We start from the raw sequence: 13,107 nt of genomic DNA on the forward strand, positions 1-13,107 counted from the left end.
CCTTATGTTCAACCGGCCCGGCCGGTCCTGACGGGAACGCGGCGCGCCTCGGGCCTGCGGCACTTGGGCATGGTGATGCGCAGCACGCCCTCGTCCAGCTCCGCCTCCACGTCCTCCGTGCGGACCTTGCACGGCAGCATGAAACGGCTTTCGTACCTGCTGGCCGATTCGCCGATGCCGCAGGTTTCGCTTTGGGCGCAGCGCACGATCAGCACGGTGCCGGTGATGACGATGTCGAGGTCTTCGGGGGTGACGCCCGGCAACTGCGCCTCGACCACCACCGCCTCGGGGGTGTCGATCATACGCAGGGCGGGTTGCATGAGCGGCTGGCAGACCGAGGGCAGGCCCAGTTCCGAGCACAACCGGTCGAACATCCGGTCGCTCTCGCTTCTCAGGCGCTGCAACTCCTCGCTTTTCCACAGTTTGAAATTGGCCATGCGGGGTGCCCTCCGGAAATGCTGGCGGAGATGCGGGCGGGGCCGGACGCAGCCGCGAAAGGGGCGGGCTGTCCTGATCCGGCGTGCCTCCCGTGCGGCGTGGCGCGCCGCTGTCGCTTCGGCCCGTGCGGGCCGGGGAATGGCCGGAAAATGCGACGGCCGGGGCGGAGCCTTGCGGGGCTGCCGCCCCGGCCGGGTTGCGGTTCTCTACAGGGCATTCGCGCGGCATGCCGTGCCGGGCATGGCCGCCTTCCCATGGGAATAAGGCGGCGCCGCCGCCCCGTCCAGAGGAAGGGGCAAAAGGGACGCGTTCCTCGCGGAACGCACCCTAGCTGCCGCTGCGCGCGGTGACTTCAATGAGATGGTGGCCGAACTGGGTGCGCACGGGGCCAAGCACCGTGCCCACTTCGCCGGTGAACACAACTTCGTCGAATTCGGGCACCATGGCGCCACGGGGGAATTCCCCCAGGTCGCCGCCGCGGCGGCCCGACGGGCACTTGGAATGGGCGCGCGCCACCTCGGCGAAATCTTCGCCCGCCAGGATGCGGGCCTTCAGTTCGTTGCAGGCATCCTCGGTATCGACGAGAATGTGGCGTGCCTTGGCTTTGAGCATGGAACCTCCTTACGGAAATGGCGATTTCCTCCCATTATCGCACGCCGCGCACGGCGACGCAACCACGCCGTCGCACTTGCCCTCGCCCTTCGGCGCTGATATTGCGGGTGAACGCCACGCGGCGCACGCCACTTTTCAAGGAGATCGGACTGATGACTGGTGAACGCACCGAAGGCACCGGACTGGAAAGCCCGGAGGCCACCCCCGAAACCGCACAGGCGGAAGCCCCCGCCCACGAAGCCGCCGCCGCCCCTGCCCCGCAGGAGGCTGCCCCCGTCGACATGAGCGGTGACGACGCATTCGACGAGAACGCCAGCTTCGCGGACCTGCTGGAGGCGCATTCCGGCACGGCGGAAACCGTGCGCACCGGCGAACGGGTGAAGGCCACCGTGGTGGCCATCGGCGAGGACACCGTCTTCGTCGCCACCGGAGCCAAGGTGGACGGCATCGTGGAGCGCAAGGAGCTGGAGGATGCCGAAGGCAACCTGCCTCTGGCCGTGGGCGACGTGCTGGAACTGTACGTGGTTTCGGCCAACGCCAACGAGATCAAGCTTTCGCGCGCCATGACCGGCCAGGCCGGGCTTGCCCAACTGGAAGACGCCCGCTCGGGCGGCATCCCCGTGGAAGGGCGCGTCACCGGGCCCTGCAAGGGCGGCTTCAACGTCGAGGTACTGAAGCGCCGCGCCTTCTGCCCGGCCAGCCAGATGGACCTGCGCCCCGGCGCGGAGCCCGACTCCTTCACCGGCCAGACCTTCCAGTTCCTGGTCACCCGGCTTGAGCAGAACGGCCGCAACATCGTGGTTTCGCGCCGCATGCTGCTGGAACGCGAGCAGGCCGAATCGTTGAGCGCCCTGATGCAGAGCGTGAACGAAGGCGACGTGCTGGAAGGCACCGTGGCTCGCCTTGCCCCGTTCGGCGCGTTCGTCGAGATCGCCCCCGGCCTTGAAGGCATGGTGCACGTTTCCGAGCTTTCGTGGTCGCGCGTGCAGCAGGCCGACGAAGCCGTGAGCGTGGGCGACAAGGTGCGCGTGAAGGTGCTGGGCATCTCCGGGGCGGAAGAAGGCAAGGGCGGCAAGGATTCCCGCAAGGGTCCGCGCATCTCGCTGTCCATCCGCCAGGTGTCCGGCGACCCGTGGCAGGACGTGGCCGATCGCCTTGACGCCGACCAGGTGCTCACCGGCAAGGTCACCCGCCTCGCCCCGTTCGGCGCCTTCATCGAGGTGCTGCCCGGCGTGGAAGGCCTGGTGCACCTTTCCGAAATGTCCTGGACCCGCCGCATCAACAAGCCCGAAGAGGCCGTGACCCCCGGCGAGACCGTGACCGTGAAGGTGAAGGAACTGGACCCCGCCCGCAAGCGGTTGTCGCTCAGCCTGCGCGATGCCGAGGGCGACCCGTGGTCCACGGCCGAGGAACGCTTTCCGGCTGGTTCCACCGTCACCGGCACCGTGGAAAAGCGCGCCCCCTTCGGCCTGTTCGTGAACCTGGCCCCCGGCGTCACCGGGCTGCTGCCCAACGCCGTGGCCGCCACCTCGCCCCAGTCCAAGACCTACGCCAACATGAACCCCGGCGCGGAAGTCTCGCTGGTGGTGCGCGACATCGACGTGAAGGCCCGCCGCATCTCGCTGGCTCCGGCCGACGCTACCGGCGAGGACGACGGCGAGTGGCGCAAGTACGGCCAGCCGCAGAAGCGCGAACACCACGGCGGCCGCGAGGGCGGCCGTGAAGGCGGCAGGGGTCAGCGCTCCTCCGCGCCGACCACCGTGGTGGCCGGCGATTCCGGCGGCTTCGGCATCCTTGGCAACGCCCTGCAGGCCGCCCTGGAAAAGCGCAAGAAGTAGCCGCTTCGCATCCGACATCCAGCGGGGGAGCGCCACGGCGTTCCCCCGTTTTTTTCGTTGCCGCACCCCGGCGCGCCCGCCCTGCGCGGACAAAAAATACCCGGCCGGTGTTTACATCGTACCGGTATGCCCTATTATCTCACCCAGTCGGCCCTGTATCCGTCAGCGCCGCGGACGCAGGCCGTCGCCGCCTGCAAACTCCCCTGCCAAGGAGCCCTGACATGGCACGCTTCCTCTCCCGCACCTTCGCCGCCGCGCTTGCGCTGTGCCTCGTGCTTGCAGCCGCCGCCCAGGCCGCGCCCATGCTGCCCGATTTTCGCGAACTCGCGAAGCAATCGGGCAACGCCGTGGTGAACATCAGCACCGAAAAGACCGTGCAGGCCACGGAAAACCCGTTCAACGAACTTTTCCGCAACATGCCGCCCGGCACCCCGTTCGACAAGTTCTTCGACCAGTTCGAAAAATTCCATGGCCGCCAGCAGCGCCCGCAAAAGCAGCGTTCGCTGGGTTCCGGCTTCATCATTTCGGCCGACGGCTACATCGTCACCAACAACCACGTGGTGGCAGAGGCCGACGTGATCCGGGTGAACCTGCAGGGCGCCAGCGGCAAGTCCAATTCCTACGTGGCCAACGTCATCGGCACCGACGAGGAAACCGACCTCGCCCTGCTCAAGATCAACGCGGGCGGCTCGCTGCCGGTGCTGCGCTTCGGCGATTCGGACAAGCTGGAAGTGGGCGAATGGCTGCTGGCCATCGGCAACCCCTTCGGCCTCGACCATTCGGTGACCGCGGGCATTTTGAGCGCCAAGGGGCGCGACATCCGCTCCGGTCCGTTCGACAACTTTCTGCAGACCGACGCCTCCATCAACCCCGGCAACAGCGGCGGTCCGCTGCTGAACATGGACGGCCAGGTCATCGGCATCAACACCGCCATCATCGCCTCTGGCCAGGGCATCGGCTTCGCCATTCCCAGCAACATGGCCGAGCGGGTCATCGCGCAACTGCGCGCCGAGGGCAAGGTGCGGCGCGGCTGGATCGGCGTGACCATCCAGGACGTGGACGACGCCACGGCCCGCGCCCTGGGCCTTGGGGAACCGCGCGGCGCGCTGGTGGGTTCCGTCATGCCCGGCGAACCGGCCGACAAGGCGGGCCTGAAGCCCGGCGACATCGTGCTGAAGGTGGACGGCGACGACGTGCCCGATTCCAGCCAGCTGCTGCGCCGCATCGCCGCGCTGAAGCCTGGCGACACAACCAAGCTCACCATCTGGCGCAACGGCCAGACCAAGACCGTCAACCTCACCCTGGGCGAGCGCACGGCGGAGCACCTTACCGCCCAGCGCGGCGACGCCGCCCCGGAAAAGGGCGGCAAGGAACAGGCATCGGCCGGGCTTGGCATGAGCGTGCGCCCGGTTTCGGCCGAGGACGCCCGCAACCTGAAGCTGGAAGAGGCGCGCGGCCTGCTGGTGGTCTCCGTGGAGGGCGGCAAGCCCGCCGCAGAAGCCGACATCCGCGCTGGCGACATCATCCTGCTGGCCAACCTGAAGCCGGTGAACACCGCCGCCGACCTGACCAAGGTCATCGAGCAGGACGGCAAGAAGCGCGGCGCGGTGATGCTGCAACTGATGCGGCGCGGCCAGACCTTCTTCCGCACCGTGCCCCTGGAATAGCGCGCCACGCGCGCAACGTGATCGAAAACCGGGGAGGAGGCGCGCATGCGCCCCCTCCCCTTCAATTTGCCCCGGCCCCCATTCGCTCCGTTTCACCGTCGTTCTGGCCCCGAGTGGCGTTGGCTTTCGCCGCCCGCGCTGGTATCGTGCCCCGCACGGCCGCCCGCCCCCCTTCCCGAGGGAGTAGGGACCGCCAGAACGACCAACCCGCCTTCGCGCATACCGACCATGAGCAACCTTACCCCCCGCGAAATCGTTTCCGAACTGGACAAGTACATCGTGGGCCAGAACGCCGCCAAACGCATGGTGGCGGTGGCCATGCGCAACCGCTGGCGTCGCCAGCAGCTGGACCCTGCCCTGCGCGACGAGATAGCCCCCAAGAACATCATCATGATGGGCCCCACGGGCGTGGGCAAGACCGAGATCGCCCGGCGGCTGGCCAAACTTTCCGCTTCCCCGTTCATCAAGGTGGAGGCCACCAAGTTCACCGAGGTGGGCTACGTGGGGCGCGACGTGGAATCCATGGTGCGCGACCTGATGGAAATCGGCATCGCCCTGGTGCGCGCCGAAGAGAACGAGAAGGTGCGCGTGAAGGCCGAGGCCCGCGCCGAAGAACGCCTGCTGGATCTGCTGCTGCCCGGCGGCGCGCCGCAGCCCGCGTCCCATCCCGCGCAGGGCTTGGGCGGCCTGACCTTCGACCTTTCCGGCGGGCAGGCCATTCCCCAGCCCCCGTCGCAGCCCAATGCGTCAGACACGTCCCACGCGACCCACACCACCGGCCCGGCCTCGGACAGTCGCTCTTCCACGCGCGAAAAACTGCGCACCCTGTGGCGCGGCGGCAACCTGGACGACCGCGAGGTGGACATGGAGGTGGAGGAATCCGGCGGGCCGCAGGTGGGCGTGTTGTCCATGCCGGGGCTGGAGGACGTGGGCTCGCAGGTGCGCGACATGTTCAGCAAGGTCTTTCCCTCGCGCCACAAGCGCCGCCGCATGAAGGTGCGCGACGCCTTCAACCAGCTGGTGCAGGAGGAGGCCGACCGGCTCATCGACCACGACCGCGTGGCCGACCTGGCCCGCGAGCGCGTGGAGCAGACCGGCATCATCTTCATCGACGAAATCGACAAGATCGCCAGCGGCACCACCCAAAAAAGTTCCGACGTCTCGCGCGAAGGGGTGCAGCGCGACCTTCTGCCCATCGTGGAAGGCAGCGTGGTCAACACCAAGTACGGCATGGTGCGCACCGACCACGTGCTGTTCATCGCCGCCGGTGCGTTCCACTTCAGCAAGCCCTCGGACCTGATCCCCGAGTTGCAGGGGCGCTTTCCGCTGCGGGCCGAACTTTCCGCCCTGGGCCACGACGACTTTCTGCGCATCCTCACCGAGCCGCGCAACGCGCTCACCCGGCAGTACACCGCCCTGCTGGAAACCGAGGGGGTGCACATAGACTTCACCGACGACGCCCTGCGCGAAATCGCCGCCTTCGCCGAGGAAACCAACGCCCAGACCGAGAACATCGGCGCGCGGCGGCTGTACACCATTCTCGAAAAGATCCTGGCCGACCTTTCGTTCGAGGCCCCGGACCGGTCCGGCGACCGGGTGACCGTGGACAGCGACTACGTGCGCGCGCACCTGGCCGACGTGCGCGCCAACAAGGATCTCAGCCGCTACATCCTGTAGGGCCTGCTTCCAAATTGTCCTTTCGCCCTTTGGCGCCGTCAAACCTCGCCTGCAATATCGGCTAAACATGATAAGAGCATATACCCTTATGGCAGGCTTGTTTTCCTTGCCAACGAGCGAAAATCCTGCTTTGGAAGCAGACACCTATAGCAAGAACCCCAGCCGCTACCCCGCCGTAGCGCACCGCCCGCAGAGAGTGCCATGAGCCAGACCGAACACGAGGCCGCGTCCTGCTGCGCGGACCCCGCCGCCTACGCCAAGCTCCAGTCCAAGGTGCTCATCGAGTGCCTGCCCTACATGCGCCAGTTCCATGGGCAGACCGTGGTCATCAAGTACGGCGGCCACGCCATGAAGGACGAGGCGCTGAAGAAGGCCTTCGCCCTCAACATCGCCCTCTTGAAGCAGGTGGGCATCAACCCGGTGGTGGTGCACGGCGGCGGCCCGCAGATCGGCCGCATGCTGGAGCAGCTGCACATCCAGTCTCAGTTCCGCGAGGGGCTGCGCGTCACCGACGACGCCACCATGGACGTGGTGGAAATGGTGCTGGTGGGCAAGGTCAACAAGGAAATCGTGAACCTGCTGAACCTCAGCGGGGTGAAGGCCGTGGGCCTTTCCGGCAAGGACGGCCAGCTCATCCGCGCCCGCAAGATGGAGATGATCGTCAACGGCGGCAACCACGCGCCGGAAATCATCGACCTCGGCAAGGTGGGCGAGGTGATGCGGGTGGAAACCACCCTGCTCCGCTCGCTGGAGCGCGACAACTTCGTGCCGGTCATCGCGCCCGTGGGCGTGGACGAAAACGGCGAGACCTACAACATCAACGCCGACGCCGTGGCCGGGGCCGTGGCGGCCGCCCTGCGCGCCAAGCGCCTGCTGCTGCTCACCGACGTGGCGGGTATCCTGGACAAGCAGAAGGAACTGATCCGCTCGCTGACCACCCGCGAGGCCGTGGAGCTGTTCACCGACGGCACCCTCACCGGCGGCATGATCCCCAAGGTGAAATGCTGCCTGGAAGCGCTGGAGGAAGGCGTGGAAAAGGCCATGATCGTGGATGGCCGGGTGGAGAACTGCATCCTGCTGGAACTGTTCACGGACAAGGGCATCAGCACCGAAATCGTGGGCGAGCGCGGCGCGCGCGCCGCCGTGAGCTGCGGCTGCCGCCGGTAGGGCATGCCGCCGCAACGCCATGGCGCAGCGTGAGTTGCAGGAACGCGTAAACCGTTCCCGCGCAGCCGAAGCACCCCAAACGCCACCTGCAATTGCCACCCCCAAAAGGCCGGAAGCACCCCTTCCGGCCTTTTCCCTGCCCGTATCTCCGCTATTCTCCTCTCGCCAAGCCACAATACCGCAGCAGCCACGCCCTGCGCCGCTGCCGTTCCACGCGCCATGCAGCCGCCGCGCCCTTCACCTTCGCCTGTCCTGCCGTATTCCTCACCAGCCCCTGCAATGTCCGGTTGGCGGCACGACACGCGCGGTTGGCAGCCGGAAAGCCCGGTTTGCACCCATTACCTCCCGCCGTTTCATGCAACATGCTGTCGCTCTTGATTGTTCCAGAAGTGAACAACCATGGAACACCGCTTGCTAACATGCATTCACCATCGAGCGCGAGTGGTCGCTCTTATTTCACCGGAGGAACAGCATGGAACGAATGGACAGAAGAACGATGTTGAAGACCATGGGCATGCTGGGATGCGCCACGGGCTGCCTTGCCAGCGGCATGTTGCCGGGCGCGGGGCCAGAACCGTCCCTGGCCGCGCCGGGCGGGCGTTTTGCCCAGAAGGACGCCCCCTTCTCGTGGAAGCCGCACATGCTGGACGCCAAGGTCTGCGCGCCGGTGGCCTATGACGGCTACTGGCACCAGGGCTACGGCTGCGCGTACGGGGCATTCTATGCCATCGTGGGCATGATGGGCGAACAGCACGGCGCTCCGTACAACCAGTTTCCGTTCACGATGCTGGAAGTGGGCAAGAGCGGCATTTCCGACTGGGGCACCATCTGCGGCGCGCTGCTGGGCGCGGCCAGCGCCTTTGCGCTGTTCTGGGGCCGCAAGGACCGCGACCCCATGGTGGCCGAGTTGTTCCGCTGGTACGAGCAGACTGCCTTCCCCATGCATGATCCGGGTCCGGCGTTCAAGGGCGTGGCCGGTGCGCTGCCCACCAGCGTGAGCCATTCGCCGCTGTGCCACGTGTCCGTCGGCCGGTGGTGCCAGGCATCCGGCTTTGCGGAAAAGAGCAAGGAACGGGGCGAACGTTGCGCGCGCATTACCGCCGACGTGGCCACGAAAGCCATCGCCATCATGAACGCCAAGCAGGCGGGCACCTTTGCCGTGGCCCATGGCGACCCGGCCTCGGTCACCTACTGTGGCGAATGCCACAACCCCGGCAAGCAATCGCCCCTGCTGAAGGGCAAGATGGACTGCACCCCCTGCCATTCCGGCAGCCCGCATACGGCGGACAAGTTCAAGAACCATCCCTGATTCTCGCCTTCTCCTGCCTGATCCGCCCGCCCCTGCCCCCCGCCCTGCCCCCCTCGCCACAGCGCCGCGCCGCAGCCGGATTCCCCGGTGAACGGCGCGGCGCGTCATTGCGAATGCCGAGGGCTTCCGCAAAAGGTCGTTGGAGATGGACGAAGCCGCGTCGCGTCGGGACCAACCAGCCCGGCTAGCCCGCGCGCCGGTAAGCCCACGGCGCGAAGGGAGGATTAGCAGGCGGAAAGGTCCATGCCCGGCACGTATTCCTTGTCGTCCACATCCTTTACGACGGCCTGACCAGCGATCACCTGCTTGCGCTCCGCGTCGTAGGTCAGCGTGGGACCGCCATGCAACTGCCAGCCCTTGTTCAGGGCCTCGGTAACGCGGTGGCAGAAGGCGGAATCGTCGGGGCCGGTCAGGTAGCGGTAGACTTTCATGGCGCATCCTTCAAGAAGAGGTTCAGGAACTGGCGATGTTGCCCGCTCGGCCGGACCACCGGCGCGCGGCCGAGGCTGGTCTGTCGAAGCAGGCGAAACGACGCGGCGCGTCAGTGGAACAGGCGAACGGGGGATCGGAGGATCGAGGATCAGCGGGTCAAGTGGGCAGCCAGCTTTTGCGGCCCGTATTCCGCGAACAGGGCGCGCAGCGTGCCGTTGGAGCGCATGCGCGCCAGCGAGGCATTGACCGTGGGCAGAAACTCTCGCAACGAGGCGTGCAGCATCACCGAAATCGGCGCGGGGTCGGCGAAGACGTAGGCCACGCGAAAATCACCCTCGGACCACCCGCCCTTGTGAATCCAGTAGGCGGCCTCGTAGTCGTCCACGATCATGGCGTCGATGCGCCCGGCCAGCAGTTTCTGGAGGTTCTGGGTCACGGTGTAGGCGTCCTCGCGCCGCACCATGCCCTGCTCGAAGGCCGCATCGAAGCCGTCGGGGTAGACGTAGCCGCCGATGGTGCCCATGCGCCACCCCGCGAAATCGCCGGGGGAGCGGAACACTCCCTTGGTCCCGGCAGGCACCAGCACCATCTCCGTGGCCATCATGAACGGCTCGGAATACACCGCCACGTCGGACAGCACGCCTTCCCAGATCGGCGAGGCGCACGGCACCACGTTGATCTCGCCCCGGCGGAAGCCCATCTGGCGGCGCGCCTTGGGCATGAAGCCGAATTCCACATCCAGCCCCAGGTCTTCGGCCACCTTGCGCATCACCATGGGGCAGATGCCCTCCGCCGCGCCATCCGGCCCAGCCATGATGCGCGGGGCCCATTCGTCCGAAACGGCCACCAGCATGCGGGCGGACTGGCCTTCGGCATGCACCGGAGGCACGAAAGCCGCCATGCATGCCGATACGGCGCACAAGGCCAGCAACACGCACAGGGCGTGACGGGCCAGGTGACTGCGAACGTGCACCTCCCTACGCTTTGTCCAGCCGATAGACATCGACAAGCAACACTCCTGTGACGGGGTCCAGCCCGCTTCGGCGGAGGTTCGGAACCACGGTGCCGACCCTCGGCGAGGGTCGGCGACATCGCGGGCATGGTGCTCTTCAGGCGTACTGCCTGCGCCACTCGTCAAGAAACAGCAAGGACGTTTCCAGAGGAGTCAGTTGGCCGCTACGCTGGCGCAGGGCGGTGATCACATCGGCGAAGGCGGCGTCGGCGGGCAGGCCCAGCCGATCCAGCAGCGAGGCGAGATCGCGGCGCATGTCCTCCGGCAGGTCGGCGGGCAGGCCCGCATCGGCCGTGCGCGGGGCGGGCCAGCCCGGGCGGCGCTGGGCGATGAAGTCCAGCAGGCTGCGCATGCGGTGCTGGTAGGTGTGCTCCGCCAGCACCCGTGCGCGGGCGCGGGCCGCCATGGCCTGTCGTTCTTCGGGGTGGGCCAGGTAATGGGCGATGGCCTCGGTCAGCCCGTCCATGGAATCGAAGGTGGCCAGTTCGTCATCCGCGAACAGTTCGCCCATCAGGGTGCGCCGGTCCACCAGTTGGAAGGCCCCGATGCAGGCCAGCTCGAAGGTGCGCGGGTTCACGAAGTCGCCGCCGGTGACCAGCGTACGCGCCTGGATGCTGGAATGCAGGTTCAGGTTGATGCGGCTGGCGTTGTAGATCTTCACCGAATCCTCGGCGGAAACCCGCGCCCCCCCCTGCTGCACGTGCCGCGCCAGCAGCGTTTCGCCGTCCCATTCCGTGCCCCAGATCTTGAAGTCCAGATGCACCAGTTGGCGAAAGGCCACGCGCCGGTTGGGATAGCCCGCGCCCAGAAAGGCCACGTCCGCACCGTAGCGGCGCTGGTCCACCGGTGAAAGTTCAAGTGGTTTGTGAAAGGACGGCAGCGCGGCCATGGGCAGGTACAGCGCGTCGCGCACGCCGATGGAGGCCAGTTCCTCCAGCATGGGGGCGCGCTGGATCACGGCGAACACGTCGTAGAACGGCGCGAAGGCCCGCCAGTAGGTGAACACCCGGTGGTCTTCCACGAACCACATGGCCGTGGCCACGTTGTCGCGGCGCAGCCGCTTGAGGGCCTGGTGGTTCAACGGCGCCTGCGCCAGGCACAGCACCAGGTCCGGCCCGAAGGTCTCCACCTTGGCCAGCACCGCTTGCGAAACCACTTGAAGAAACGCGTTCTCCAGGTACTCCAGCCGATCCGCCGTCACCTTCAGGTCCTTCAGCGCCGTGAACGCGCCGAGAAACGACGGGGCCTCGAAGGTTTCCACCACGTGGCCCAGGTCGCGCAGGGCGTCCACGCAATACCGCCCGATGGGCAAGGATCCGCCATACATGGGCAGCACCACCAGCACGCGCAGACGCGGCATGGCGGAGGCGGGCGCGGCGGATTCCGGGGCCAGGGCGCTGTCGAAAGGCTGCATCATGCGCGAACCTCGTGCCGGTGGTTCCGGCGGGAGTGAAGGCAGTGCCATGCGGGCCGGAGGCAGGTTTCGCCACTCAGCCCTTAAAGCTGAACATTAAAGGCCTGTCGGGCGCACCCTTCAACCACGGCGCACCGGCTCGTCCGCAAAGGGGTCGAACGCGGCGAACGCCGCGCCTTCCGGGCCGGGAAGCATCCAGTCTGCCTCGTGGTACAGCAGGCGAGCCAGGTCATGGTCCGCCAGTTCCTCGCCCGTGAACAGGCCAAGGTACTCGCCCACCAGCGCCCGCAGCTCCACGCGGCGCGGGGCGGATGCATCCTCGCCGAACACCGTGAGCCACGTGGAGCCCACGTCGTCGAGGGTGGAGACCATGCCGAGCATGCCGGGCGGGTTGCGGTCGCCGGGGCGGCCGGACAGGAAGGACAGGAACTCGCGCGAACGGAAGGCATCCAGGCATTGCACCCCGATGGGGCACGGCCGCGCCTCGAGGCAGGGCAGGCAGTCCAGCGTGGCCTGCCATACCCGGTGCCCGGGGCCATAGGGGCCGGTTTCGTGGCACCACGCCGAGGACAGAAAGAAGCCCTGCACCGGCACGCCCAAATGCGCGGCCAGATGCATGGTGCCGGTATCCGGCGTGAGCAGCGTGTCCAGTCCCACAAGCGCATCGGCAAGGTCCGCCCACCCGGTGCGTCCCACGAGGTCGTCGTAATTCCCGGCCACGGATGCGGGCAGATGGTCCAGCACCTTGCGCAGCAGGGGGCGTTCGGCCCTGGTCCCGAAAAAGGTCACGCGCGGGCCGCCCAGCCCCTCGAACACCGCGCGCAGACAGGCGGCCAGCGCATCCGGCGGCAAAGACCGGCGCGACATGCGCCCGGCCAGCACCACGCCGATGCCCCGCCCGCCGCGCAGGGCGATGGGGTTCACCCGGGCCGGGGCAATGGGCCGTGGGGACAGCGCCGCCCAGAAATCCACGAGGTTGACGGGGGACAGTCGGCGATGGGCCACCCAGCGGAAGGCCATGCGCATCCAGCGGTCGCGCAGGGGCTGGCCGTTCAGGGTGCGGTAGCCGCGCACCACGTCTGGCGGAAACAGCGCGGCAAGCGCCGTGTTCAGCCCGGAATTGTTCAGGTTGTAGACGGCGTCGAACCGTTCCGCCGCAAGGGCGGCGAAGGCGCGGGCGTTGTGCGCCAGCACGTCTGCCTGGGCCACGCCGCCGTGGGCGCGCACGCCGTGCACGGTGACGCCGGGGTAGACCAGCCGGGCCAGTTCCACCAGCGACACATCCACCACCAGATGAACTTCCGGAGCCGGATGGACTCCGTTCGGGGCGACATCCTTGTCGTATGCGCCATCATGCAGCAGCGACAGCACCAAACGCTTGGTCTGCACGAGATCGCCGAAGCGGGCCAACTGGATGACGAGGTGCTTGCTCATGGTGTGTTCGGTGGTGCCAAGGTGTTGCCGTCGTTGCGGGAATTGGCCCTCAGGGGGCTTTCCGGGGCAGACTAGCCCAAGTGGCGCGTGGCGGCAAGGCAGGGGCC

11 protein-coding genes are annotated in these 13,107 nt (G+C 67.4%); 5 read left to right on the forward strand and 6 right to left on the reverse strand.

Going from position 1 to position 13,107, the window contains the following annotated elements; translation table 11 throughout:
• Window positions 1-8: 8 nt before the first annotated feature.
• Together RVX_RS08525 and RVX_RS08530 are read right to left on the reverse strand one after the other, a co-directional pair.
• Window positions 9-437, reverse strand: coding sequence for an Hsp20/alpha crystallin family protein (locus RVX_RS08525; protein ID WP_116305530.1), 429 nt, complete (start codon window positions 435-437; stop codon window positions 9-11).
• Between the two features lie 328 nt (window positions 438-765).
• The gene (locus RVX_RS08530) at window positions 766-1,050 is read right to left on the reverse strand and encodes a peptidylprolyl isomerase (protein ID WP_012611461.1); all 285 of its coding nucleotides are present in this window, start codon (window positions 1,048-1,050) and stop codon (window positions 766-768) included.
• A gap of 152 nt (window positions 1,051-1,202) precedes the next feature.
• Here RVX_RS08530 and RVX_RS08535 point away from each other — a divergent pair, with 152 nt between their 5' ends.
• From RVX_RS08535 to RVX_RS08555, 5 genes are all read left to right on the forward strand, one after another.
• Entirely contained in the window at window positions 1,203-2,888 is a 1,686-nt protein-coding gene (locus tag RVX_RS08535; protein WP_116305531.1) for a 30S ribosomal protein S1, read from the forward strand.
• A gap of 221 nt (window positions 2,889-3,109) precedes the next feature.
• Window positions 3,110-4,555: a DegQ family serine endoprotease gene (locus tag RVX_RS08540; protein WP_116305532.1), complete on the forward strand. Its 1,446-nt coding sequence runs from the start codon at window positions 3,110-3,112 to the stop codon at window positions 4,553-4,555.
• 228 nt (window positions 4,556-4,783) lie between these two features.
• Window positions 4,784-6,232 carry an ATP-dependent protease ATPase subunit HslU gene (gene hslU, locus RVX_RS08545; RefSeq protein ID WP_116305533.1) on the forward strand — a complete coding sequence of 483 codons (1,449 nt, stop codon included), beginning with the start codon at window positions 4,784-4,786 and terminating at the stop codon, window positions 6,230-6,232.
• A gap of 201 nt (window positions 6,233-6,433) precedes the next feature.
• Window positions 6,434-7,399 (forward strand): acetylglutamate kinase, encoded by a 966-nt coding sequence (argB, locus tag RVX_RS08550; RefSeq protein ID WP_116305534.1) that lies wholly within the window; start codon window positions 6,434-6,436, stop codon window positions 7,397-7,399.
• Window positions 7,400-7,871: 472 nt separating this feature from the next.
• Window positions 7,872-8,708, forward strand: a complete 837-nt coding sequence (locus RVX_RS08555) for a split-Soret cytochrome c (protein ID WP_116305535.1) — start codon at window positions 7,872-7,874, stop codon at window positions 8,706-8,708.
• 224 nt (window positions 8,709-8,932) lie between these two features.
• On the opposite strand, the gene RVX_RS08560 is transcribed toward RVX_RS08555, so the two are convergent.
• The 4 genes from RVX_RS08560 to RVX_RS08575 all read right to left on the reverse strand — a co-directional run bounded on the left by RVX_RS08560 (window position 8,933) and on the right by RVX_RS08575 (window position 13,000).
• The gene (locus tag RVX_RS08560; RefSeq protein WP_116305536.1) at window positions 8,933-9,139 is read right to left on the reverse strand and encodes a DUF1737 domain-containing protein; all 207 of its coding nucleotides are present in this window, start codon (window positions 9,137-9,139) and stop codon (window positions 8,933-8,935) included.
• Window positions 9,140-9,288: 149 nt separating this feature from the next.
• Window positions 9,289-10,143: a substrate-binding periplasmic protein gene (locus RVX_RS08565; protein WP_116305537.1), complete on the reverse strand. Its 855-nt coding sequence runs from the start codon at window positions 10,141-10,143 to the stop codon at window positions 9,289-9,291.
• A 106-nt stretch (window positions 10,144-10,249) separates the two neighbouring features.
• The gene (locus RVX_RS08570) at window positions 10,250-11,512 is read right to left on the reverse strand and encodes a CgeB family protein (RefSeq protein WP_116306480.1); all 1,263 of its coding nucleotides are present in this window, start codon (window positions 11,510-11,512) and stop codon (window positions 10,250-10,252) included.
• Between the two features lie 174 nt (window positions 11,513-11,686).
• Window positions 11,687-13,000, reverse strand: coding sequence for a glycosyltransferase family 9 protein (locus RVX_RS08575; RefSeq protein ID WP_116305538.1), 1,314 nt, complete (start codon window positions 12,998-13,000; stop codon window positions 11,687-11,689).
• Window positions 13,001-13,107: the final 107 nt, after the last annotated feature.

This window comes from Nitratidesulfovibrio sp. HK-II (genome assembly GCF_003402415.2).
Taxonomy (GTDB): Bacteria; Desulfobacterota; Desulfovibrionia; order Desulfovibrionales; family Desulfovibrionaceae; genus Cupidesulfovibrio.

Bases quoted from the DNA above. Each gene is read 5' to 3' on its own strand.
- RVX_RS08540 (WP_116305532.1), top strand. From the start codon at position 3,110: ATGGCACGCTTCCTCTCCCGCACCTTCGCCGCCGCGCTTGCGCTGTGC.
- RVX_RS08535 (WP_116305531.1), top strand. From the start codon at position 1,203: ATGACTGGTGAACGCACCGAAGGCACCGGACTGGAAAGCCCGGAGGCC.
- RVX_RS08525 (WP_116305530.1), bottom strand. From the start codon at position 437: ATGGCCAATTTCAAACTGTGGAAAAGCGAGGAGTTGCAGCGCCTGAGA.
- hslU (WP_116305533.1), top strand. From the start codon at position 4,784: ATGAGCAACCTTACCCCCCGCGAAATCGTTTCCGAACTGGACAAGTAC.
- RVX_RS08565 (WP_116305537.1), bottom strand. From the start codon at position 10,143: ATGTCTATCGGCTGGACAAAGCGTAGGGAGGTGCACGTTCGCAGTCAC.
- RVX_RS08555 (WP_116305535.1), top strand. From the start codon at position 7,872: ATGGAACGAATGGACAGAAGAACGATGTTGAAGACCATGGGCATGCTG.
- RVX_RS08530 (WP_012611461.1), bottom strand. From the start codon at position 1,050: ATGCTCAAAGCCAAGGCACGCCACATTCTCGTCGATACCGAGGATGCC.
- RVX_RS08560 (WP_116305536.1), bottom strand. From the start codon at position 9,139: ATGAAAGTCTACCGCTACCTGACCGGCCCCGACGATTCCGCCTTCTGC.
- argB (WP_116305534.1), top strand. From the start codon at position 6,434: ATGAGCCAGACCGAACACGAGGCCGCGTCCTGCTGCGCGGACCCCGCC.
- RVX_RS08575 (WP_116305538.1), bottom strand. From the start codon at position 13,000: ATGAGCAAGCACCTCGTCATCCAGTTGGCCCGCTTCGGCGATCTCGTG.
- RVX_RS08570 (WP_116306480.1), bottom strand. From the start codon at position 11,512: ATGCCGCGTCTGCGCGTGCTGGTGGTGCTGCCCATGTATGGCGGATCC.